This is a genomic window from Brevundimonas aurantiaca, from assembly GCF_904830995.1.
In the GTDB taxonomy this organism is placed as follows: domain Bacteria; phylum Pseudomonadota; class Alphaproteobacteria; order Caulobacterales; family Caulobacteraceae; genus Brevundimonas; species Brevundimonas aurantiaca.
This window is the reverse complement of record NZ_CAJGVD010000001.1, coordinates 640528-662706: the sequence shown is the minus strand read 5'-3', so window position 1 is coordinate 662706 and position 22179 is coordinate 640528. Positions and strand designations below refer to the sequence as shown.

General features: G+C 66.9%; 25 protein-coding genes and 1 other RNA gene. 15 read left to right on the top strand and 11 right to left on the bottom strand.

All coding sequences use genetic code 11. The annotated features are described in order from the left end of the window. The first annotated feature begins 23 nt into the window (after positions 1–23). Both JMT67_RS03330 and JMT67_RS03325 read left to right on the top strand, forming a co-directional pair. Positions 24–263 carry a DUF2171 domain-containing protein gene (locus JMT67_RS03330; RefSeq protein WP_054765876.1) on the top strand — a complete coding sequence of 80 codons (240 nt, stop codon included), beginning with the start codon at positions 24–26 and terminating at the stop codon, positions 261–263. Between the two features lie 88 nt (positions 264–351). After that, on the top strand, positions 352–738 hold the full coding sequence (locus tag JMT67_RS03325; RefSeq protein WP_201462683.1) for a YccF domain-containing protein: 387 nt from the start codon (positions 352–354) through the stop codon (positions 736–738). A 3-nt stretch (positions 739–741) separates the two neighbouring features. Here JMT67_RS03325 and JMT67_RS03320 read toward each other — a convergent pair whose 3' ends face one another. Together JMT67_RS03320 and fumC are read right to left on the bottom strand one after the other, a co-directional pair. After that, complete coding sequence (locus JMT67_RS03320; protein ID WP_201462682.1) at positions 742–1479, bottom strand: AAA family ATPase; 738 nt, start codon at positions 1477–1479, stop codon at positions 742–744. A 4-nt stretch (positions 1480–1483) separates the two neighbouring features. Beyond that, positions 1484–2875: a class II fumarate hydratase gene (gene fumC / locus JMT67_RS03315; RefSeq protein ID WP_201462681.1), complete on the bottom strand. Its 1392-nt coding sequence runs from the start codon at positions 2873–2875 to the stop codon at positions 1484–1486. A gap of 81 nt (positions 2876–2956) precedes the next feature. Between fumC and JMT67_RS03310 the strand changes: the two genes are divergently transcribed. Beyond that, positions 2957–3574, top strand: coding sequence for a peptidylprolyl isomerase (locus tag JMT67_RS03310; protein WP_201462680.1), 618 nt, complete (start codon positions 2957–2959; stop codon positions 3572–3574). Further along, complete coding sequence (locus JMT67_RS03305; RefSeq protein WP_054765871.1) at positions 3571–3927, top strand: RusA family crossover junction endodeoxyribonuclease; 357 nt, start codon at positions 3571–3573, stop codon at positions 3925–3927. The genes JMT67_RS03310 and JMT67_RS03305 overlap by 4 nt, the downstream gene beginning before the upstream one ends. On the opposite strand, the gene JMT67_RS03300 is transcribed toward JMT67_RS03305, so the two are convergent. From JMT67_RS03300 to miaA, 4 genes are all read right to left on the bottom strand, one after another. Further along, positions 3896–4660 carry a C13 family peptidase gene (locus JMT67_RS03300; protein ID WP_201462679.1) on the bottom strand — a complete coding sequence of 255 codons (765 nt, stop codon included), beginning with the start codon at positions 4658–4660 and terminating at the stop codon, positions 3896–3898. The genes JMT67_RS03305 and JMT67_RS03300 overlap by 32 nt on opposite strands. Positions 4661–4723: 63 nt before the next feature. Further along, entirely contained in the window at positions 4724–5194 is a 471-nt protein-coding gene (locus JMT67_RS03295) for an SspB family protein (RefSeq protein ID WP_182713053.1), read from the bottom strand. A gap of 90 nt (positions 5195–5284) precedes the next feature. Then, positions 5285–5652: a transfer-messenger RNA gene (ssrA, locus tag JMT67_RS03290) on the bottom strand. A 16-nt stretch (positions 5653–5668) separates the two neighbouring features. Next, positions 5669–6550: a tRNA (adenosine(37)-N6)-dimethylallyltransferase MiaA gene (miaA, locus tag JMT67_RS03285; RefSeq protein WP_267904128.1), complete on the bottom strand. Its 882-nt coding sequence runs from the start codon at positions 6548–6550 to the stop codon at positions 5669–5671. A 74-nt stretch (positions 6551–6624) separates the two neighbouring features. Between miaA and JMT67_RS03280 the strand changes: the two genes are divergently transcribed. Together JMT67_RS03280 and JMT67_RS03275 are read left to right on the top strand one after the other, a co-directional pair. Continuing rightward, the gene (locus tag JMT67_RS03280) at positions 6625–7698 is read left to right on the top strand and encodes an Mrp/NBP35 family ATP-binding protein (protein WP_201462677.1); all 1074 of its coding nucleotides are present in this window, start codon (positions 6625–6627) and stop codon (positions 7696–7698) included. A 75-nt stretch (positions 7699–7773) separates the two neighbouring features. After that, positions 7774–8871 (top strand): NADH:flavin oxidoreductase, encoded by a 1098-nt coding sequence (locus tag JMT67_RS03275; RefSeq protein ID WP_201462676.1) that lies wholly within the window; start codon positions 7774–7776, stop codon positions 8869–8871. Positions 8872–8905: 34 nt separating this feature from the next. On the opposite strand, the gene JMT67_RS03270 is transcribed toward JMT67_RS03275, so the two are convergent. Genes JMT67_RS03270 through JMT67_RS03255 form a run of 4 tightly spaced genes read right to left on the bottom strand, consistent with a single transcriptional unit; the run spans position 8906 to position 10913 of the window. Continuing rightward, entirely contained in the window at positions 8906–9226 is a 321-nt protein-coding gene (locus JMT67_RS03270; protein ID WP_201462675.1) for a YbjQ family protein, read from the bottom strand. A gap of 9 nt (positions 9227–9235) precedes the next feature. Then, positions 9236–9766 (bottom strand): dihydrofolate reductase, encoded by a 531-nt coding sequence (locus tag JMT67_RS03265; protein WP_054765866.1) that lies wholly within the window; start codon positions 9764–9766, stop codon positions 9236–9238. Continuing rightward, positions 9763–10062 (bottom strand): nucleoside triphosphate pyrophosphohydrolase family protein, encoded by a 300-nt coding sequence (locus JMT67_RS03260; RefSeq protein ID WP_054765865.1) that lies wholly within the window; start codon positions 10060–10062, stop codon positions 9763–9765. The genes JMT67_RS03265 and JMT67_RS03260 overlap by 4 nt, the downstream gene beginning before the upstream one ends. Continuing rightward, the gene (locus tag JMT67_RS03255) at positions 10062–10913 is read right to left on the bottom strand and encodes a thymidylate synthase (RefSeq protein ID WP_201462674.1); all 852 of its coding nucleotides are present in this window, start codon (positions 10911–10913) and stop codon (positions 10062–10064) included. The genes JMT67_RS03260 and JMT67_RS03255 overlap by 1 nt, the downstream gene beginning before the upstream one ends. 268 nt (positions 10914–11181) lie before the next feature. Here JMT67_RS03255 and serS point away from each other — a divergent pair, with 268 nt between their 5' ends. The 8 genes from serS to JMT67_RS03215 all read left to right on the top strand — a co-directional run bounded on the left by serS (position 11182) and on the right by JMT67_RS03215 (position 20011). Further along, a complete protein-coding gene (gene serS, locus JMT67_RS03250) occupies positions 11182–12639 on the top strand; it encodes a serine--tRNA ligase (protein ID WP_201462673.1) in 1458 nt (485 codons plus the stop codon). 160 nt (positions 12640–12799) lie between these two features. After that, positions 12800–13591: a 5'/3'-nucleotidase SurE gene (surE, locus tag JMT67_RS03245; protein WP_201462672.1), complete on the top strand. Its 792-nt coding sequence runs from the start codon at positions 12800–12802 to the stop codon at positions 13589–13591. Then, the gene (locus tag JMT67_RS03240) at positions 13588–14232 is read left to right on the top strand and encodes a protein-L-isoaspartate(D-aspartate) O-methyltransferase (RefSeq protein ID WP_201462671.1); all 645 of its coding nucleotides are present in this window, start codon (positions 13588–13590) and stop codon (positions 14230–14232) included. The genes surE and JMT67_RS03240 overlap by 4 nt, the downstream gene beginning before the upstream one ends. A 275-nt stretch (positions 14233–14507) precedes the next feature. Then, complete coding sequence (locus tag JMT67_RS03235) at positions 14508–15557, top strand: M23 family metallopeptidase (protein WP_233455915.1); 1050 nt, start codon at positions 14508–14510, stop codon at positions 15555–15557. A gap of 104 nt (positions 15558–15661) precedes the next feature. Further along, positions 15662–15979, top strand: coding sequence for a preprotein translocase subunit YajC (gene yajC / locus JMT67_RS03230; RefSeq protein WP_054765860.1), 318 nt, complete (start codon positions 15662–15664; stop codon positions 15977–15979). A 35-nt stretch (positions 15980–16014) separates the two neighbouring features. Next, positions 16015–17607: a protein translocase subunit SecD gene (gene secD, locus JMT67_RS03225; protein ID WP_201462670.1), complete on the top strand. Its 1593-nt coding sequence runs from the start codon at positions 16015–16017 to the stop codon at positions 17605–17607. Further along, a complete protein-coding gene (secF, locus tag JMT67_RS03220) occupies positions 17607–18596 on the top strand; it encodes a protein translocase subunit SecF (protein ID WP_054765858.1) in 990 nt (329 codons plus the stop codon). The genes secD and secF overlap by 1 nt, the downstream gene beginning before the upstream one ends. 110 nt (positions 18597–18706) lie before the next feature. Then, positions 18707–20011, top strand: a complete 1305-nt coding sequence (locus JMT67_RS03215; RefSeq protein WP_201462669.1) for a cation:proton antiporter — start codon at positions 18707–18709, stop codon at positions 20009–20011. Positions 20012–20062: 51 nt separating this feature from the next. Here the strand turns inward: JMT67_RS03215 and JMT67_RS03210 are convergent, their stop codons facing one another. After that, the gene (locus JMT67_RS03210) at positions 20063–21268 is read right to left on the bottom strand and encodes a pyridoxal phosphate-dependent aminotransferase (protein WP_201462668.1); all 1206 of its coding nucleotides are present in this window, start codon (positions 21266–21268) and stop codon (positions 20063–20065) included. 123 nt (positions 21269–21391) lie between these two features. On the opposite strand from JMT67_RS03210, the gene JMT67_RS03205 reads away from it, so the two are divergent. Beyond that, a complete protein-coding gene (locus JMT67_RS03205) occupies positions 21392–22105 on the top strand; it encodes a TVP38/TMEM64 family protein (RefSeq protein ID WP_152950322.1) in 714 nt (237 codons plus the stop codon). Positions 22106–22179: the final 74 nt, after the last annotated feature.

Here is a 22179-nt window from a genome sequence, read left to right as displayed (position 1 = left end):
ATCTTCAAACCCGGAGAACCCTCATGGTCGACGCCTCGCTCATCAAAGAACATCTCGAAGTCGTGGGATCGGACGGCGGCCACGTCGGGCGCGTGGATCATGTGCTGGGAGACCAGATCGAACTGGCCAAGCTGGACCTCGCCGGCGGCTTCAAACATCACCTGATCCCGGTCAGCTGGGTGGAACGGGTGGACGACAAGCATGTCCATCTGAACCTGACACAGGACGAGGCCAAGGCGCGCTGGTCCGAGAAACCCCACTAGGGCCCGGTGTCGGCGAATTAATGAAGGCCCTGCTGTCGTCGGCGGGGCCTTCGTTCTATCTGGAGGACATTGTTCTCGGAGAGATGCGATGATCCGTCTGATCCTGAATATCCTGTGGTTGATCTTCGGCGGTTGGCTGTCGGGCCTGCTGTGGCTGCTGGGCGGTGCGATCCTGGCCCTGACCGTGGTGGGCCTGCCCTGGACCTTCGCCGCCTGGCGGATCGCCAGCTATTCCTTCTGGCCCTTCGGGCGGGAGATCGTCTGGCAGGACGCCCATCCGGTGGCGGGCTGTCTGGGTCTGGTGCTGAACATCGTCTGGTTCGTCGTGGCGGGCTGGTACATCGCCCTGTCGCACCTGGTTATCGCGGTGGCCGAGTTCGTCTCGATCATCGGCATCCCCTTCGCCCTGAAGGATCTGGAACTGGCCAAGCTGGCGGTGGCGCCGGTGGGGCGGACGATCCGGGAGAAGGCCTGAGCCTCAGTCCGGCTTGAGCAGTATGTCCAGCATCATCTCGCGACGGGTCAGGAAGTTGCGCGTGACCTGATAGTGATCAGTGTCCTCGTATTCGACCCGGTCGAGCCCGTGATCCGAGGCCTGGTAGATCCAGGCGTTGGGGTAGCCGAGGAGGATGGGCGAATGGGTGGCGATGATCAGCTGGGACCGCGCCATGACGAGCTCATGCAGGCGCGCGAGGAAGGACAGCTGCCGGCTGGGTGACAGGGCGGCCTCGGGTTCGTCCAGTATGTAAAGGCCGTCGCCGATAAAACGATTGTCGAAAAGGGCGAAGAAGGACTCGCCGTGCGACTGTTCGTGCAGCCGGCGGGCGCCATACCGAGTGCCCATGACCTCGGGATTTTCCAGATAGGAGGCGACGGTGAAGAAACTCTCGGCGCGGAGAAAGAAGCCGTCCTGAACCCGCTGCGCCGACCGGACCGGCCTTACGAACCTGTGCAGAGGCGAATGGCTGTCCCGTGTGCCGAAGCGATGCTCCCGGCCGCCGCCTTCGGCATTGAACCCCCACGCTACCGCCAGGGCCTCGATCAGCGTGGACTTTCCTGAGCCGTTCTCGCCGACGAGAAAGGTGACGTTCGGGTGGAAGGCCAGCCGGTCGAGCGAGCGCACGACCGGCAGGTTGAAGGGATAGACGGAAGCGTCCCAGCCGTCTCGGCGCTCGAAAAGGGCCTCGATCCAGTAGGGACGCTCCAGGGCGGTCATCGCATCAGCCCGGCGAGATCATCTTCTCGGGCCGGACCGCCTCGTCGAACTCGGCGTCGGTCAGATAGCCGCCGCCGACGGCTTCCTCGCGCAGGGTGGTGCCGTTCTTGTGCGCGGTCTTGGCGATCTTGGCGCAGAGGTCATAGCCCAGCTTGCCGTTCAGGGCCGTGACCAGCATCAGCGAGTTGTTCAGGCCGCGCGCGATATTGTCTTCGCGGGCTTCGATGCCGACGACGCAGTTGTCGGTGAAGCTGATGGCCGCATCGGCCAGCAGACGCACCGACTGCAGGAAGTTGTAGGCCATGACCGGGTTGTAGACGTTCAGCTCGAAATGCCCCTGCGAGCCGGCGAAGGTCAGGGCGGCGTTGTTGCCGAACACCTGGACGCAGACCTGGGTCAGGGCTTCGCACTGGGTCGGATTGACCTTGCCCGGCATGATCGACGAGCCCGGCTCGTTCTCCGGCAGGGCCAGTTCGCCCAGGCCCGAACGCGGGCCGGACCCCAGAAAGCGGATGTCGTTGGCGATCTTGAACAGCGAGGCGGCGACCGTGTTGATGGCGCCGTGGCTGAAGACCATGGCGTCGTGGGCGGCCAGGGCCTCGAACTTGTTCGGGGCGGTGGTGAAGGGCAGGCCGGTGATCTGGGCGATCTGGGCCGCGACCTTTTCGGCGAAACCGACGGGGGCGTTCAGGCCGGTGCCGACGGCGGTGCCGCCTTGGGCCAGCTCCATCAGCTTGGGCAGGGTCTGTTCGATCCGCTCGATGCCGTTGGCGACCTGCTGGGCGTAGCCGCCGAACTCCTGGCCCAGGGTCAGGGGGGTGGCGTCCTGGGTGTGGGTGCGGCCGATCTTGATGATGTGGGCCCAGGCCTTGGCCTTGGCGTCCAGGGCGGCGTGCAGATGCTTCAGGGCCGGAATCAGGTCGTTGACCACCTGTTCGGCGCAGGCCACATGCATGGCCGTCGGATAGGTGTCGTTCGACGACTGGCTCATGTTGACGTGGTCGTTGGGATGGACCGGCTTCTTGGAGCCCATCTCGCCGCCCAGGATTTCGATGGCGCGGTTCGAGATCACCTCGTTGGCGTTCATGTTCGACTGGGTGCCCGAACCCGTCTGCCAGACGACCAGGGGGAAGTGGTCGTTCAGCTTGCCTTCGATGACCTCGTTGGCCGCCTGGATGATGGCCTCGGCCAGGGCGGGGTCAAGCTTGCCCAGGTCGCGGTTGGTCTCGGCGGCGGCGCGCTTGACGATCCCGAGAGCGCGGACGACCGGCAGGGGCTGCTTCTCCCAACCGATCTTGAAGTTGCCCAGAGACCGCTGCGCCTGGGCCCCCCAGTAGCGATCAGCGGCGACTTCGATGGGGCCGAAGGTGTCGGTTTCAGTGCGGACGTTGCTCATGCGCGGACAAGGCTCTCAGGCGTGGCGATTGTATGCGCGGCGGTGTAGCACGAGAGAAGAGCAGGGCAAGGCGAGGCGGCCATGGGACCAAAGCATATTCTAACGGCGACTCTGCTGGTGCTGGCGGGGTGCGCCGGCCTTCCCGCTGAACAGCCTCGACCGCGCGTCGCCCTGGACACGACGGCCGGGCGAATCGTTCTGGCCCTTGACGCCGAAGCGGCGCCGATCAGCACCTGCAACTTCATCAGCTACGTCGTCTTTGGCGACTATGACAACGGGTCCTTCTTCCGCACCGTGGTGCGCGAGACCAATACGGCCAACCCGAACCCGATCGACGTCATCCAGGCGGCGACGCCGCGGGGCAGCGACGACGACGCCCGGCCGCCCATTCCGCTGGAGCGGACTCGGGACACAGGACTGCGTCATCGCGCGGGGACCGTGTCCATGGCGCGTGACGGTCCCAACAGCGCGACGTCCAGCTTCTTCATTGTAACCCAGGACACGCCCAGTCTGGATTTCGGCGGCGCCCGCAATCCGGACGGCCAGGGATTCGCCGCCTTCGGCCGGGTGGTCGAGGGATTGGATGTGGCGCGCCGCATTCAGAGGATGCCCGCGAACGCGCAAGAGCAGCTGACGCCGCCGGTCGTCATCCGTTCCGCCCGTTTGCTGGACGCTGCGCCGTCCGTCTGCACCCCATGACCGTCGGCTGGATCGGAACCGGCAAGGTGCGGGCCCGTGAGGACGGCGAGGCGGTCGAGATCGTCATCGACGGCCTGACCACCCAAGCCAAATACTACAAGCCGCTGGTCTATGAATTCATGCGCAAGGAGTGGGCGTCGCGGCCGTCCTGGGGCGATCATGTGGTCGAGATCCGCATGGAACATGTCGGCGAACCCCCGTGGATGGACCTCGACAACCTGGCCAAGGCCCTGCTCGACTCGATCAAGGGCTATCTGTTCCACGACGACAGCCAGGTGGCCCGTCTTCTCGTGGAGCGGCGGGAAGGCGAGCGCGAGCGGATTACGATCCGATCCTATCCTCGTAGGGCCTGAACCGCAGCGTCGGCAAAAGCAGTTGCATGTTCGCGCCGATCGCCGTTTGAGGCTCTGAGGCCGGAGAGAGCCCCTCCGCCTGTTCGCGCGCGGCGACGCAAGACGTGGTGGCGCGGGACAGGGCGATGAAATCCGGCGCGGTTTTCAGGCCGTCCAGCACGCATTCATCAAAATAGGGATAGAGGGCGTCGGCGGCGCAGCCGAATGAGGAGCGATCGCGCCGGGCGGCGGTCATGACCATGCGGTTCGGTCCCTTCAGGCCGTCGACGAAGACGCCCGAGAAGCAGGCGGACAGCACCACGACCGTCGGACGATCGCCGCAGGTTTGACGCAAGACAGGGATCAGATCCTCTGGAGCCAGCGTCGCCTCCGGTCCGAAAACCAGGCCTTCGGGAGAGCCGTGGGAGGTGACGTAGAAGAGGCAGCCGCGCGTCGCCCGTTCAGCGGCCTCGGCAAACCGACGCAGGCTGTCCTCGGCCTCCACCGGCGCGGCGACGTCCGGACGCAGGCTGACGCTGACCATGGAGGCCGGATCGAAGCCTACTCGCTGAAAGGCCTTGGACAGGTCGCGTTGGGCGTTGTCGAAGGCGGTGATCGCTCGGCCGTCGCTGTCGCGCCAGTCGGCGGCTATGACGGCGGAGGCCCAGCCGTCGAACCGGTTCTGGGCCTGGGCCGAACAGCCCAGGACGACTAGGCTGAACATCACGACCGCCGCCGTGGTCCACCGACACATCGCACGTCCCCATCCACATTCGTGACACAGCAGCTTAGCGCCAGGACGGGGTGAGGGAAGAGTCTACTTCTTGCGGAACTGGTCCAGGGAAACGACCTTCGGACCGTCGGACGTCGGCGCCGGATCTTCCGGCGGCGTGGCGTCTTCCACATTCTCGACGATCTCGGGTTCTTCGAACTGCAGCAGGAATTGGACGCTGGGATCGTAGAAGCGGGTCACCGCAGTATAGGGCATGGCGAGGGTGCGAGGCACGCCGCCGAAGCGGAGCTTCACAGAAAAGCGGTCGGCCTCGACCTGCAGATCCTCATACTGGTGTTGCAACACCACCGTCATTTCGTCGGGATATTTGGTCAGCATGTCCGCCGGGATGCTGACGCCGGCGGCCCGGGTCTTGAAGGTGATGTAGAAGTGATGCGCGCCGGGCAGACCTTCGGCGGCCACATGATCGAGCGCAGACCGGATCACGCCGCGCAAAGCCTCGTGCGCCAGTCGCTCGTACTGCATCTCATCGACCGGAGGGGTCTGATCGGTCATCGTCACCTCGCAAATTCAGCGTGACTGATAGCGGCGGCGGCGCGCGCGCGAAAGGTGCGAATAGGGTAAAGACGTCGGATGTTCGGGATAAGCGCCGGGATTCTGTTGCCAGGCTCCCGACAGGCCCCGCCCAGGGATCTGAACCCCTAGGACTTAAGGTTCGAAATCACCCGAACCGCATTACGCGGCGAGAGCGACTTCTCCAGCGAAGTTATCGTTCGCAGTTAGAAAATGGCCCGATACGGTGGGCCAGGACGAGCGAAAGCAATCCTCTTTACACGTCCGTCGATGCTAGTCGGCCCCATGACGCCTCCGCCGATAACGCGGGGAAGTGAATGGTGGAGCCGCCGGGAATCGCACCCGGGTCCGGTCCGCTTATTACAGGCGCCTTTATCGCCATAGTCCGGCCGAAGCCGGACGAGGGCAATATAGGCGTGGCCCGGCGGGTTTCCAAGTCCAGTTCGGCCAAGGGGATCAGGGGCGGGGAATGCGGCTCCAGTCGCGGCACTGGTTTCTGAACCAGGTGAGCTGGCGTTTGGCGTAGTTTCGCGTGGCCTGTTTCAAGGCGGCGACGGCCGCCTCGCGGTCAAGTGCGCCGGAGACATAGGCGGCCAACTCCCGCACGCCGACCGCCTTCATGGCGGGCAGGGCGGGGGACAGGTCGCGCGCGACGAGGCGACGAACCTCATCTAGCGCGTCATTTTCGACCATCAGATCCGCCCTTCGGTCGCAGTCGGCGTAAAGGACTTGGCGATCAGGTTCGATCACAAGCCCCGTCCAGGATTCCGGCGCCAGAAGCGGCTGGGTCTGGGATTTCCACGCGGTCAACGGCCGGCCGGTCGCGGCGTGGACGCTCATCGCCCGCACGAGCCGTTGTCGATCCCCGGCCTCAATGGCCTGGGCGGCGGCCGGGTCGATTTCCGCCAGACGGGTGCGAAACAGAGCCTCTCCTTGCACCAAGAAGTCCGCCTCGACCTGGTCGCGGACAGCGCTCGCGACCGGCGGAATGTCCGCTAGGCCCCGGGTCAGGGCCGTGAAGTACAGGCCGGTGCCGCCGACGAGGATGGCGGGCCGATTCTCCGCCCGGAGTTCGGCCAGTATGGCCAGAGCGGCGCGACTCCATTTTCCCACGGACCAGGCCTCCGCGGCGTCGGCGACGCCGTAAAGCCGATGTTCGGCCTGGGCTTCGTCCTCCGGCGAGGGGCGGGCGGTCAGGATACGAAGGTCGGCGTAGAGTTGCTGACTGTCCGCATTGATGATGACCGCCCCGGTCTCGCGCGCCATCTTCAACGCCAGGGCGGATTTTCCCGAGGCGGTGGGGCCGGCGATCAGGGTGACTAACGGCGGCTTGGACAAATTGAGGCTCGCGGGCGGCATCCAGGGGCGATAGAACGCGCCCCTTATCGCCTGCAAGTCTTGTGGAGACCGTCTTGGTCGAACGTTCCGCCGTCATCGCCGCGCTCGACGCCGTCACGGACCCGGTTTCGGGCCAGGGCCTCCATGCTTCGGGTCTGGTTCAGGGGCTGGTCGTCGCCGAGGACCGGGCGGGCTTCGCCCTGGAGGTGGACCGTAGTCTGGTCGCGACCTACGCCCCCGTCAGGGACGCGGCCGAGGCGGCGCTGAAGGCCATCCCCGGCATGAGCCGGGTCTCGGTGATCCTGACGGCGGAGGCCAAGCCTGGGCTCGGCAAGCCCGCGCGCACCGCCGGCCTTTCGAAAGCCGCCGTGGATCAGGGACGTCCCAAGGCGCCGGTCCCCACGGACCGCCCGGCCCATGTCCGGCGCGTCCTGGCCGTCGCCAGCGGCAAGGGCGGGGTGGGCAAGTCGACCGTGGCCGTCAATCTGGCCGCGGCCCTGGCTGCACGGGGGCTGTCTGTCGGGATTCTGGACGCCGACGTCTACGGTCCCTCGCTGCCCACCATGCTGGGGATCAGCGGCCAGCCCGCCTATGAGGACGGGGCTATCGTGCCGCACCAGGCGCATGGACTGAAAGCGATGTCCGTGGGCCTGCTGACCAAGATGGACGACGCCATGATCTGGCGCGGGCCGATGGCGTCCCAGGCCATCACCCAGATGCTGACCCAGACCCGATGGGGCGCGGCCGAAGCGCCGCTGGACGTGTTGGTGGTCGATCTGCCGCCCGGCACAGGCGACGTGCAGCTGACCCTGATCCAGAAGACCCCGCTGGACGGCGCCGTCATCGTCTCCACGCCGCAGGAGGTGGCTCTGGCCGACGCCCGGCGGGCGCACACCCTGTTTGAGCGGGTCAATGTGCCGACCCTAGGCCTGATCGAGAACATGAGCGGCGCAGTCTTTGGGGCGGGCGGCGCCAAGGCCGAGGCCGAACGCCTGTCCATTGCCTTCCTGGGCGATCTGCCGCTGGAGGCCGCTCTGCGAGAGCGTGGAGATGCGGGGCGGCCTGTGGTTGCGTCGGATCCCAAAGGCGCGATCGCGATGCGGTTCGCTGCGATCGCCGAGCAGGTGGCGGCTTCCTTGGGGCTTTAGAAACTTCAGGGCATGGGGTTTTCAAACGCAACTCTGTTCGCCACCTTCACCCTTGCCATTTCGCGAGGAGATCCGATGAGCGTCAATGCCCTGTTTCGCCCCTTTACGATCAAGGGACTGACCCTGCCCAACCGCATCGTCATGGCGCCCATGACGCGGTCCTTTTCCCCGAACGGCATCCCGACGTCCGATGTCGCGGGCTATTACCGCCGCCGCGCCGAGGGCGGGGTGGGGCTGATCGTGACCGAGGGCACGGTGGTGGAGCGTCCCGCCGCCCGAAACGACGTCAATGTACCGGTTTTCCACGGCGAGGCCCTGCCGCACTGGAAGACGGTGGTGGACGAGGTCCACGCCGCCGGAGGCCTGATCGCGCCACAGATCTGGCACGTCGGATCCGCGCGGGGGCAGGGCGCTGATTGGACGCCGTTAGGCAAGGTGGACAGTCCGTCAGGCCTGACGGCGCCGGGCAAGGCCAAGTATGAGCCGATGACCGAAGAGGACGTCGCCGACACCATCGCGGCCTTCGGCCGGTCGGCGCGGGCGGCGCGTGAGCTGGGCTTTGACGCCGTCGAGATTCACGGCGCCCACGGCTATCTGATCGACCAGTTCTTCTGGGCCGGGGTCAATCTGCGCGGGGACCGCTGGGGCGGCCCGACTATCGCCGAACGGGCGCGCTTCGGCGCCGAGGTGGTCAAGGCGGTGCGCGAGGGCGTCGGCGACGACATCCCCGTCATCCTGCGCCTGTCCCAATGGAAGCAGCAGGACTTCGCCGCCCGGATCGCCGAGACGCCGGACCAGATGGCCGAATGGCTGACGCCCTTGTCGGACGCCGGGGTCGACGTCTTCCACTGCTCGCAGCGCCGCTTCTGGGAGCCGGAGTTCGAGGGGTCGGACCTGAACTTCGCCGGCTGGACCAAGAAGCTGATGGGCAAGCCGACCATCACCGTAGGCTCGGTCGGGCTGGACGGCGAATTCATCGCGGCCTTCGGGGGCGAAGGCTCCAAGCCCGCCTCCCTGGACGGTCTGGTGCGCCGGCTGGAGAAGGAGGAGTTCGATCTGGTGGCGGTCGGCCGTGCGCTGCTGGCCGATCCGCACTGGGTGGAGAAGATTCGGGACGGGCGCACCGAGGAACTGCGCAATTTCGAGCGCTCGGACCTGATGACCCTGTCCTGACCCGAGGCGTCGGGCCGGCCGGCCTTCCGAGAGGTCAGGCCGGCTCGACGATCACGGCGGTGCCGTAGCACAGCACCTCGGTCACACCGGGCATGATCTCGGTGGCGTCGTAGCGGACGGCGAGGACGGCGTTGGCGCCGTGGGCCTGGGCGTGTTTGACCAGTTCTTCATAGGCTTCCTGACGCCCGGCCTCGGCCAGTTTCACATAGGCGCCGACTCGGCCGCCCAGCATGGACTGGACGCCGCCGATGGCGTCGGAAATGGCGTTGCGGGATCGCACCGTAACGCCGCGCACCAGGCCGATGTGGCGGGTGACGCGAAAACCGGGCAGGTCATTGGTGGTGGCGACGTACATGAGGGGCTCCTAACGACGATCCAAAACGCGGAAGGTGAAGGCGTGATCGTCCTTCTCGCCCGCCGCATGGGTTTCGGAAGATACTTCAACCCAGGCTGTTTCGTCGAACGACGGAAAGACCGCATCTCCCTCGGGGGCCGCGTCGACCTCGGTGATATAGAGGCGGCGGGCGCGGGGCAGGGCGGCGGCGAACAGGGCCGTGCCGCCGATGATGCAGATCTCGTCCACGCCGTCCTCCTCGGCGGTCTCGCGCGCGATCTCGATCGCCTCGTCCAGATTGGAGCAGACCACGGCGCCCTTGGCCATGCCGTCGGCCTCATAGGACTCGTCCTTGGTCAGGACCAGGTTCAGCCGGCCGGGCAGGGGCTTCAGCGGCAGGCTCTCCCAGGTCTTGCGCCCCATCAGGCAGGGCTTTCCGATAGTGATCGCCTTGAATCTCTGCAGGTCCGAACGGAGCCGCCAGGGCAGGTCGCCGTCCCGACCGATGACGCCGTTCCGGCCGCGGGCCACGACCAGGGCGATCCGAGCGGGCCCGGTCATGCCGCAGGCTCCAGCCACTTCAGCCATTTGCGTCGCATCGCGGTTTCAAGGTCGATCCCGGCGCCCGCGCAATAGATCAACAACATGCCCAGAACATCGGCCGCCTCGTCGCCCAAGGCCTCGGCGTCGCCCGCGCCGCGCGCCCGACCGGACAGCCGCAGATGTTCAGCCGTCAGCTCTCCCAGCTCTTCCTGGAGCTTCAGCAAGGCCCAGTCCCGGTCGCGATCAATGCCGTGATTGGCGGCGTAGAGGTCGGAGATGCGCAGGACGTCGGCCTGCAGACTCTTGAAATCCATCAGACGGCCACTTCGGCCTTTATGTGCGGCCAGGCTTCATAGCCCTCCAGCGTGAAGTCCGACAGTTCGAAGGCGAACAGATCATCCTTCGGCGCGATCTTCATCACCGGCAGGGGCAGGGGTTCGCGCGTGAGCTGGAGCTCGGCCTGGTCCAAATGGTTCAGATACAGGTGGGCGTCGCCGAAGGTGTGGACGAACTCGCCCGGCTCCAGCCCGACCACCTGGGCCAGCATCAGGGTCAGCAGGGCGTAGGAGGCGATGTTGAAGGGCACGCCCAGGAAGACGTCGGCGCTGCGCTGATACAGCTGGCAGCTCAGCTTGCCGTCTGCGACGAAGAACTGGAACAGGCAGTGGCAGGGCGGCAGGGCCATGTCGTCGACGTCCGCCGGGTTCCAGGCCGTGACGATGTGGCGGCGGCTGTTGGGATTGGTCTTTAGGCCATGGACCAGTTTTTCGATCTGGTCGATGAGGCGGCCGTCCGGCGCCGTCCAGGACCGCCACTGTTTGCCGTAGACCGGACCCAGTTCGCCCTCGGCGTCGGCCCATTCGTCCCAGATGCGGACGCCGTTCTCCTTAAGATAGGCGATGTTGGTTTCGCCGCGCAGGAACCACAGCAGTTCGACGATGATCGAACGCAGATGCAGCTTCTTGGTGGTCAGGACGGGGAAGCCCTTGGAGAGGTCGAACCGCATCTGGCGGCCGAAGACGCCCAGGGTGCCGGTGCCGGTGCGGTCGTCGCGGCGGACGCCGTTGTCCAGTATGTCGCGCAGCAGGTCCAGATACTGCCGCTCCGGATGGTCGGCGGGGGCCGTCCGGCCCTGAAGTTCTGAAGAGGCGACCTGAGCGTTCATGCCGCCAGCTTGCCCCAGTCGGGGTGATTCGCCACGCGGTTCCGAACCGGCGTCCACAGGAAAGGCCGTCTGGCCCGCTGCGTCACGACGCGTCGCGCCGCGCCACCTCCCCCAAAGGGGGAGGATTTCGGTCATCGCATTCCTCCCCCTCTGGGGGAGGGGGACCGCGCGAAGCGTGGTGGAGGGGGAACCGCCCGGCCGCCGTTGCCCGTAACCGCGCGGGCGGGTAGAGCGTTCGGCTTCTCCCGCCCAACCGAAGTTTCAGACCATGCACGACATCAGAGCCATTCGCGAGAACCCCCAGGTTTATGTCGCGGGCTGGTCGTCGCGCGGGGTGGATCAGGCCGACGGGCTGGTGGCGGACATCCTGCGGCTGGACGCCGAACTGCGCCACGCCCAGACCACGGGCCAGGACGCCCTGGCCAAGCGCAACGCCGCCTCCAAGCTGATCGGCGCCGCCATGGGCAAGAAGGACATGGCCGAGGCCGACCGCCTCAAGGCTGAAGTCGAGGCGCTGAAGGGCGATATCGCGGCGGCGGCCGAGATCGAGGCGCGCGTTGGCAAGGACCTGCGCGACCTGCTGGCGGGGTTGAAGAACCTGGCGGCCGAGGACGTGCCGGACGGCGAGGACGAGGCGGGCAATGTCGAGGTCTCGCGCTGGGGGACGCCGCGCGAAGGCGCCCCCGCCAAGGATCACGCCGACCTGGGCGAGGCCCTGGGGATGCTGGACTTCGAAGCGGCGGCCAGGATGTCGGGCGCCCGGTTCGCGGTGCTGAAGGGCCAGCTGGCGCGGCTGGAACGGGCCGTGGGCCAGTTCATGCTGGACATGCAGACGGACCAGCACGGCTATCTGGAAGTGAACCCGCCGCTGCTGGTGCGGGACGAGGCGATGTTCGGCACCGGGCAGTTGCCGAAGTTTGAGGAGGATCTGTTTCAGGCAGGAAGTATTGACTGGGGCCACGTCAACCGCTGGATCGATGCGGTTTTCGATTTCGACGTCGACCCTCTTCCTGGCCAAATCCCATTGGCTGAACAGGGTTCCGAGGCCGCTGTCCGCAACATCGTAGGCCTATTCGAGGCGTCAGTTCGGAGAGGTAGTTTCTTAGATCGACGCTATCTCATCCCCACCGCCGAAGTCTCCCTGACCAATCTCGTGCGCGAGACCATCCTGTCCGAGGACGACCTCGCCACGCCGATGCGGATGACGGCGCTGACGCCCTGCTTCCGCGCTGAAGCCGGGTCGGCGGGGCGGGATACGCGCGGGCTGATCCGCCAGCACCAGTTCTCCAAGGTCGAGATGGTGTCGATCGCGCGGCCGGAAGACTCCGACGCCGAACACGAGCGGATGACGGCCTGCGCCGAGGCGGTGCTGAAGGCGCTGGAGCTGCCGTTCCGGCGGATGCTGCTGTGCAAGGGCGACATGGGCTTCTCGGCGCAGAAGACCTTCGACCTGGAGGTCTGGCTGCCCAGCCAGGGGACCTATCGCGAGATCAGCAGCTGCTCGAACTGCGGCGACTTCCAGGCCCGGCGCATGGACGCCCGGTTCAAGCGGGCCGGCGAGAAGAAGACCGAGTTCGTCCATACGCTGAACGGGTCGGGGCTGGCGGTCGGTCGGACCCTGGTGGCGATTATGGAGAACTATCAGCAGGACGACGGGCGGATTGCGGTGCCGCAGGTGCTGCAGCCGTATATGGGCGGTTTGGAATTCGTGGGAGCGGCCAATTGAGCCCCTCTCCCATCGGGAGAGGGCTTGAGCGCACGGCGGCGCAAGCCGTCGTCCTTGCGCGAAAGGGTGAGGGGCGCGGTGGTGCGGACTGGCCCACCGGCGGCCCCCCCTCCGGCCCCGCGGGCCACCTTCTCCCAACGGGAGAAGGGAGCGTTGCGGCATGAGAATCCTCCTGACAAACGACGACGGGATCGAGGCGGAAGGTCTTGAATCCCTTGAGCGGATCGCGCGGACCCTGAGCGACGACATCTGGGTGTGCGCCCCCGCCGTCGAACAGTCGGCCAAGGGCCGGGGGATCACCCTGACCGAGCCGCTGCGGGTGCATAAGCATGGCGAGCGGCGGTTCTCGGTGACGGGGACGCCGACCGACTGCGTCATCCTGGCGGTCAACGACCTGATGCCGGAGAAGCCCGACCTGGTGCTGTCCGGGGTGAACCGGGGGCACAATATCGGCGAGGACGTCAGCTATTCCGGCACGGTGGCGGGGGCGCTGCAAGGCATGGCCTTCGGCATCCGCTCCATCGCCCTGAGCCAGAGCCTGGAGCGGTTCCACGACGAGGTGGTCGCGCACTGGGAGACGGCCGAGGCCTTTGCGCCGGCGATCATCAGCCGTCTGCTGGACCAGAAATGGGCCAATGGGGTGGTGATGAACGTCAACTTCCCCAATCTGCCGCCCGAACGGGTCGAGCAGATCGAGGTGACGACGCAAGGCTTCCGCGACGTGGGCGAGATGCACGCGGTGCGGCGCACCGACCTGCGGGGGCGGGACTATTACTGGATGAGTTTCCGCGGCGAGAAGCAGGAGCATGCCGAGGGCACGGACCTGAGGGCCATCGAGGCGGGGCGGATTTCGGTCACGCCTCTGCACATCGACCTGACCCATATGGCCAGCGTCCATGACCTGAAAAAGGTGCTGGGCGGGGCGCCGCCGAAGACGGTGAAGGCGGCATGAACCTGCACGACGACCGCGCCGGACGGCTGATCCTGTCGCTGCGCCAGCAGGGGGTGACGGACCCCCGGGTGCTGGGCGCGATGGAGAGCATCGACCGCGCGGTCTTCGTGCACGAGAAATTCCTGGGTCAGGCCTGGGAAGACCAGGCCCTGCCGATCGACTGCGCCCAGACCATCAGCCAGCCCTATATCGTCGGCCTGATGACCCAGGCCCTGGACGTCCAGCCCCGTCACCGGGTGCTGGAGATCGGCACCGGCAGCGGCTACCAGTGCGCGGTGCTGAGCCGGCTGGCCCGCTATGTCTATTCGGTGGAGCGGTATCGCAGCCTGCTGGTCGAGGCCGAGGCGCGTCTGCGCGCCCTGGAGATCGAGAACGTCATCACCCGCCACGGCGACGGCGGCCTGGGCTGGATTGAACAGGCGCCCTTCGACCGGATCATGGTGACGGCCGCATCGCCGGGCGAGCCGACCGAACTGTTGAAACAGCTGAAGCCAAACGGGGTTCTGGTGGCGCCGGTGGGCCGCACCTCGGTGCAGATCCTGCACCGCTATGTGGGGCAAGGTGACGGCTCGTTCCGGCGCGAAAGCCTGACGGAAGTGCGGTTCGTGCCCCTGGTCGAGGGGACGGCGAAGGAGGGGTGAGACCTTCCCCCGCTTGCGGGGGAAGTGTCAGGTCGTGGCGCGAAGCGACACGCCTGACGATGGGGGAAGTCATGCTTCTTGAAAGAAAACTTCCCTCTCCGACCCTGGTCCGCTGCGCGGACGCCAGGCCACCTCTCCCGCAAGCGGGAGAGGGTCTGGACGGCCGTTAACCTTCCCGCCCCACTTTGGCGATGATTGCGGGCTTGGCTTGGGCGGCGCGAGCGGGCAAACCGGGCGGGCGGATTTAACCACGTAAGGAGCGGCCGGTGCAGGTGATGTCGGGCGGAATGAGAGCGGTTGTGATCTTGGCGGCGTCGCTGAGCGCAGCGGCCTGTATGACCTATCCGTCCGAGCCGCAGTATTCGACGCGCCCTGTTCCTGCCGGAGGCGCCCAGCCGCAGGCCCAGCAGGGCCCCTATGGTCAGCCGGCCCAGCCGCAGACCCCCGCCCAGCCGTATCAGCAGCCGCCAGTGACGGCGCCGGTCGGCTCGATCGACGGCGGGGCCTTGCCGCCGCCGGTTTCGGTCACGCCGGCCCAGCCGACCTATCCGGCGACGCCCGCCCCGTCTTCGCCGCCTGCCGTGGTGACGCCGGGTGCGGCCTATGTGATCCAGCCGGGCGACACCATCTCGGGCGTCGGCCGTCGGTTCCAGACGCCGGTCCAAACCCTGATCGACCTGAACGGGCTTGGGCCGCGCGGGGCGATCACCAGCGGTCAGAGAATCATTCTGCCCGATTCCGCCGTGGACACGGGACGCGATCCCTACGCCACGGGGCCGTCCCCGGCCGGGGTGCTGGTGCCGAACTCGGGGGTTGTTCCGCCGCCCCCGCCGCCGCCCTCGGGCAATCCGGCCCTGCCGGCCCAGACGCGGCCGGTCCAGACGCGGCCGGTCGAGAGCGCGCCCGGTCCGACGACGACGCCCGTCGCCGGCGGACCCATCGCCCTGCAATGGCCGGTGCGGGGCGACATCCTGAGACGGTTCGGGCCGGTGGGCATGGGCGAGCGCAACAACGGGATCAACATCGGCGCCTCGGCCGGCGCCTCGGTCGTGGCGGCGGCCGGCGGGCGCGTGGCCTATGTCGGCGACGACCTGGTGGGTCAGGGACTGACGGTGCTGATCGTCCACAACGGCGGCTGGCGCACGGTTTACGGCCATCTGGGCTCGGCCACGGTCAAGGACGGCGACGACGTGCGCGCGGGTCAGCAGATCGGCACCGTGGGTTTGACCGCCGGGGACGGCCGCCCGTCGATCCATTTCGAGACCCGCCAGATGCGCGGCGACGACCCCGTGGCGGTCGATCCCCTGAGCGTATTGCCGCGCTGATCGTTCGTTACGTTGCAATCCGCGAAGCGCGGCCCTAGGTTCCGCGCCTCGTTTTAATGGGGGCGCCGACGAGGGCCGCCCCGCCTTGTGTTCGGAGAGACCCCATGGGCGCCCCAGCTGACGGCGGCATGATGGCCGTGATCATGCAGTTCCTGCCGATCGTCGCCATCTTCATCCTGTTCTACTTCCTGCTGATCCGTCCGCAGCAGAAGCGCGCCAAGGAACATGCGGCCGCCATCGCCGCCGTGAAGCGCGGCGACACGGTGGTCCTGTCCAGCGGCGCCATCGGCAAGGTGACCCGCGTCGAAGAGGCCGAGGTCAATGTCGAGATCGCGCCCAGCGTCAATATCCGCGTCGTCAAGGCGATGATCGCCGAGGTGCGCAACCGCACCGCCGTCGCCGCCAACGACTCCAAGGCCTGAGACCCGAAGCGTATCGCTGAACCTGGACTGTCCTCATGATTCAGCTGTCGCGCTGGAAAATCATTCTCGTCGTCGCCTCGGCGATCATCGGCTGCCTGCTGGCCTATCCCAACCTGCTGAGCCCGGCTCAGCGGGAGGCGCTGCCCGGCTGGCTGCCGAAGAACGCCCTGAACCTGGGGCTGGACCTGCAGGGCGGCTCCTATCTGCTGCTCGAGGTGGACGTGCCGGCGATGCGCGAGAAGCGCGTCACCAATCTGATAGAGGACGTGCGGGTGACCCTGAACGGCGAGGGCATCGCCACCAACGGCCTCCAGCGCGAGGCGGGCGGCGTCGTGGTCGCTTTGGCGGACCCGGCGAAACAGACCGCCGCCTTTGAAGCCCTGCGCCGCCTCGCCGGCGCGCCGGGACCGTCCGGCCAGGTCGAACGGACGGCCAGCCGCGTCGGTTCGGACCGGGTCCGCTTCGCCTATACGGACGCGGCCCTGGCCGGCATGGGATCGACGGCGGTCGATCAGTCCATCGAAGTCGTCCGTCGCCGCATCGACAGCCTGGGTACGCGCGAACCCTCGATCACCCGCCAGGGCGCCGACCGGATCGTGGTCCAGGCGCCGGGCGAGAGCGATCCGCGCAAGCTGGAGGAGGTCATCGGCCAGACGGCCCAGCTGACCTTTCAGATGGTGGATACCGAAAACTCGGTGACCGAGGCCCAGGCGGGGCGTGTGCCGCCGGACGCCGAACTGCTGACCGATGAACAGGGCACGCCCTATCTGGTCAAGAAGCGGGTTCTGGTCTCGGGTGAGAACCTCACACGGGCCTCTGTCGATGCCGATCAGAGCGGCCGCCCCGCCATCGGCTTCCGCTTCGACGGCGCCGGCGCCCGCCGCTTCGGCGAGGCGACCTCGGCCAATATCGGCAAACCCTTCGCCATCATCCTGGACGGCAAGGTCATATCCGCGCCGCGCATCAACAGCGCCATCACCAACGGATCGGGCATCATCGAGGGTCAGTTCACGATCCAGGAAGCCGCGACGATGGTGAACCTGCTGAACGGGGGCGCCCTGCCGGCGCCGCTGAACGTCGAGGAACGCCGGACCGTCACCGCCGAACTGGGCGCCGACGCCGTGGCGGCGGGCGCACTGTCCACTGCGGTCGGCTTCGCCATCATCGTGGTCTTCATGATCCTGGCCTACGGCTTCCTGTTCGGCGGCGTTTCGGTGGTCGGCCTGATCCTGAACGGCGTGCTGATCGTGGCGGCCATGTCGCTGACCCAGGCGACCCTGACCCTGCCGGGCATTGCCGGTCTGATCTTGACCTTCGCCGTGGCCGTGGACGCCAATGTGCTGATCTATGAGCGGATGCGCGACGAGGCCCGGACGGGCCGCAGCGTGATCGCCAGCATGGACGCCGGATTCTCCAAGGCCTGGGGCACGATCCTGGACGCAAACGTCACCACCCTGGTGGCGGCGGCGATCATGTTCGTCTTCGGCGCCGGTCCGGTACGCGGCTTCGCCTGGACGCTGAGCATCGGCGTCTTCACCTCGGTGTTCTCGTCGGTTCTGGTGGCCCAGGTGCTGCTGGCCTACTGGCTCAAGACCGCCAAGCCCAAAAAACTGCCGATCGCGGAGTAATGGCGATGCGTGGATGGCCCCTCATCAAACTGCTGCCGCAGAAGACGAACTTCCATTTCGTCAAATACTCCCGGTACGCCGCCGTCCTGTCGGTGGTGCTGTGCATCGCCTCGATCGTGGGCTGTTTCGTGCCCGGCCTGAACATGGGCATCGACTTCCGGGGCGGCGCCTCGATGGAGGTGTCCAAGCCCGCCGGCCAGACCATCGAGCTGGACCGGGTGCGCGAGGCGGTGAACGGTCTGAACCTGGGCGACGTCCAGGTGCAGGGCATCGCCCGGCGCGACACCAATGTCGATGACGGCTCGACCGCCATCCTGCGCTTCCAGGTGCCGGAAGGCCGCGATCAGACCCAGGTGGTGAACCAGGTCGAGCGCGCCATCAGCGGCACGGTCGGCGAGGTGCAGTATTCGGGCGTCAGCGTGGTCGGGTCCAAGGTGTCCGGCGAGCTGTTCACCTCGGGCCTGTTGGCCCTGGCCGTCGCCATCGGCCTGATGTTCCTCTACATCTGGTTCCGGTTCGAGCCGCAATTCGGCTTCGGCGCCGTGATCGGCCTGCTGCACGACGTGGTCCTGACCTTCGGCCTGATCGTGGTGTTCCGGCTGGAGTTCAGCCTGAACATGGTCGCCGCCATCCTGACCGTCATCGGCTATTCGATGAACGACACCGTGGTGGTGTTCGACCGGCTCCGCGAGAACCTGCGCAAGTACAAGACCATGCCTTTGGGCGAGGTGATCGACCTGTCGTTGAACGAGACCCTGTCGCGGACCATCATCACCGGCGTGACCGCCGTCATGGTGCTGGCGGCCCTGGCCCTGTTCGGCGGCGAAGCCCTGTTCGGCTTCTCGATCGCCCTGATGTTCGGCATCATCGTGGGCACCTATTCGTCCATCTATGTCGGCGCGCCGATCATCCTGCTCTGGGGCGTCAAGCGCGGCGCCCTGAACGAGGAGGCCAAGCCGGTTAAGCTGGGCATGGCCAGCCGGCCCTGATCAAGACGACCTCGGTCTGCGGGGGAGCCTTGAATAGGCGACGAGGGCGTTTAGGGTGAGCGACCTGTGATCGTTCTCAAGAACGGCGCGCCCTGGGGAGGGATCATCGCATGACCAATGCGGAGCTGAGCGTCGCCTTTTTCCTGCAGATGGCGGTGATCATCGCCGCCTGCCGAGTGGTGGGATGGGCGGCCAAGCGCTGGTTGGGCCAGCCGCAGGTCGTCGGCGAAATGATCGCCGGCGTCATACTGGGGCCGTCCCTGTTCGGACTTCTGGCTCCCGACTTGCAGGCCGCCCTGTTTCCGAAGGAGTCGCGGTCCATCCTGTTCGTCGGCGCCCAGCTGGGCGTCGGTCTCTACATGTTCCTGGTCGGGCTGGGGTTTCGCCGGGATCATTTCCGCGCCCATGCGACCAGCGCGGCGGCCGTGTCGCTGGCCGGTATGGCGGCGCCGTTTCTGGTCGCGGTCGCCATCGCGCCCTGGCTTCTGAGTCTTGGCCTGTTCGGCGAGGGAATCGTGACCTGGCAGGCCATGCTGTTTATGGGCGCGGCCATTTCGATCACCGCCTTTCCCATGTTGGCCCGCATCATTCACGAACGCGGCCTGAGCGGATCGAGGCTGGGATCGCTGTCTCTGGCCGCCGGCGCCATCGATGACGCCGGGGCGTGGTGCGTATTGGCGATCGTCCTGGCCAGCTTCGGCGCCGGCCCGATGGTGGCGGTGGTGGCGATCGCCGGAGGCGGCGCCTTCGCCCTTTTCATGATGACCTTGGGGCCCCGGCTTCTGGCGCCCCTAGGCCGGATCGCAGAGCGGGAGGGGCGCGTCGGACCGAGCGTATTGGGCGTCGTCCTGATCCTGTTCATGCTCAGCGCCTGGGCGATGGACGCCGTCGGCATCCATGCGGTCTTCGGCGGTTTCATCCTGGGGGTCGCCATGCCGCGCGGCCTTTTGACGGCGGAGATCAAACGTCAGCTGGAGCCTTTCGCCGTTCTGGTCCTGCTGCCGATGTTCTTCACCTTTTCGGGGCTCAATACGCAGCTGACGATGGTGGACAATATCGGTTTGGCCGCCGTCACCCTGGTGATCCTGGCCGGCTCCGTCCTGGCCAAGGGGGGCGCCTGCTGGGCGGCTGCCCGGCTGACGGGCCAGGACAACGCCACGGCCATGGGGATCGGCGCCCTGATGAACGCGCGCGGGCTGATGGAGCTGATCATCATCAATATCGGACTTCAGCGCGGCGTCATCGGCCCAGCCCTGTTCTCCATCCTGGTTCTGATGGCCGTCATCACGACCCTTATGGCGTCGCCCCTGTTCGAATGGGTCTATGGCCGCAGGGCGCGAGAGCGAGGGGCGCTGGGCGATCCGAACGAACCGGGCGGCGACGGAGCCAAACTGTCGCCTCGCGCCACGGCCTGAACTGCGGCCGTTGATCCGGACGGACGCAGAAGCGTCCGTCCGGTGGAAAAATCAACGCAGCGAGGCGGCGAAGCGCTGGATGCGGGTGCAGGCCTCTTCCAGCACGGCGTCGGAGGTGGCGTAGCTGATGCGGAAATAGGGCGACAGGCCGAAGGCCTCGCCCTGGACCACGGCGACGCCCTCGGCGTTCAGCAACTCGGCGGCGAAGGTCGAGTCGCCGTCGATGACCACGCCCGATTCCGTCGTCTTGCCGATCAGGCCGGCGATGGACGGATAGACGTAGAAGGCGCCTTCCGGCACAGCACAGGTGATCCCCGTCGCCTGGTTCAGCATCGAGACGACCAGGTCGCGGCGCTTCTCGAAGGCGACCTTGCGCTCGGGGATGAAGTCCTGGGTTCCGTTCAGGGCCTCGACCGCGGCCCACTGGCTGATGCTTGTGGGGTTGGAGGTGGTCTGGCTGGCCACCTTGCGCATCAGGTCGATCAGCGGCTTGGGGCCGCCGGCGTAGCCGATGCGCCAGCCGGTCATGGCATAGGCCTTGGACACGCCGTTGACCGTCAGGGTGCGGTCGATCAGGTCGGGGGCGACCTGGGCGATGGTGGTGTATTCGAAGTCGCCATAGACGAGGTGCTCGTACATGTCGTCGGTCAGCACCCAGACGTGGGGGTGGCGACGCAGGACCTCGGCCAAGGCCAGCAACTCCGCCTGGGTGTAGGCGGCGCCGGTCGGGTTGGACGGGCTGTTCAGGATCAGCCACTTGGTCTTGGGCGTGACGGCGGCCTCCAGCACCTCGGGGCGCAGCTTGAAGCCGTCCTTCTCCTCGCCGACCACGGTCACGGGCTCGCCCCCGGCGAGCAGGACCATGTCGGGATAGGAGACCCAGTAGGGAGCAGGCACGATGACCTCGTCGCCGGGGTTCAGGGTCGCGACCAGGGCGTTGAAGATGACCGGCTTGCCGCCCGGTGCGACGTGGATCTGCGAGACGTCGTAGGTCAGGCCGTTCTCGCGGGCGAACTTGGCCACGATGGCCTTCTTCAGTTCGGGCATGCCGTCGGCGTCTGTATATTTGGTCTCGCCGCGATTAATGGCGTCGATGGCGGCCTGTTTGATATTCTCCGGCGTGTCGAAGTCCGGCTCGCCGGCCCCTAGACCGATCACGTCGCGGCCTTCGGCTTTCAGCTTCCGGGCCTGGGCGGTCACGGCGATGGTGGCCGAAGGCTTGACGCGGGCGAGGGCGGAAGATTGTAGGCTGGACATGGGAATCCCATCGGTCTTGGAAGGTTGTTGCCGGGGAGGCGAGGTTCCTTACGCGCGCAGGCCCGCCGGGACAATCCGCCCAGGCTCGCTAATGTACAGCCGGGGTGATAAGCGGCGCGTCTGATGCGCTGGATCCTCGATTTCCTGTCCAATATGGAGGCGCGGCGCTGGCGCGCCGTGCTGGCGACGATTGTCGTCCTGGGTGCGATGACGGCTCTGTTTGCTGTGGGTAAGAGCCAGCTGGGGCTGGACGCCGAGGCGCGGCTGGAGGCCTGGCTGGGCGGGTTCCGGCACGGACCGTGGGGCCTGCCTGCGGCCGTGATCGTGTTCACAGTCGCAGCCTTCTTCGGCGCGCCTCAGTTCATTCTGATCGCCGCCTGCGTCGTGGCCTTTGGGCCCTGGTTCGGGTTTCTGTACAGCTGGATCGCCACGGTCGCCTCGGCCGCCGTCACCTATTGGATGGGGCGCGGGCCGACCGCGCGGGTGCTGGAGCGGCACGGCGGAAAGACGGTCGGGCGGTTGACCCGGTTCGTGGGGCAGAACGCCTTCTACGCCAGCTTCATGATCCGCAACGTGCCCTCGGCGCCCTTCATCGTGGTCAACATGGCCTTTGGCGCGGCGCGGGCGTCCTTTCCCGGCTTCCTGGCCGGATGCGCCCTGGGGGTTTTGCCCAAGACGGCGCTTGTGGCCTTTTTCGGCGGCTCCTTCATGACGGCCGTCAGCGGCGACGGGGTTTGGACCTCGGCCATCCTGGCGGGCGTGGCCCTGGCCTGGTTGGGTCTAATGCTGGGGGTCCGGGAGTGGGTGAGGCGTCGCGAAAAGGCGCGTGGGGACTGACGTCGCGGCAAGCGCCGGCAGGATGTTTCACAGGGAGTCCTTCCCCCTCATGACGCTATCGTGAACGGCCCGGA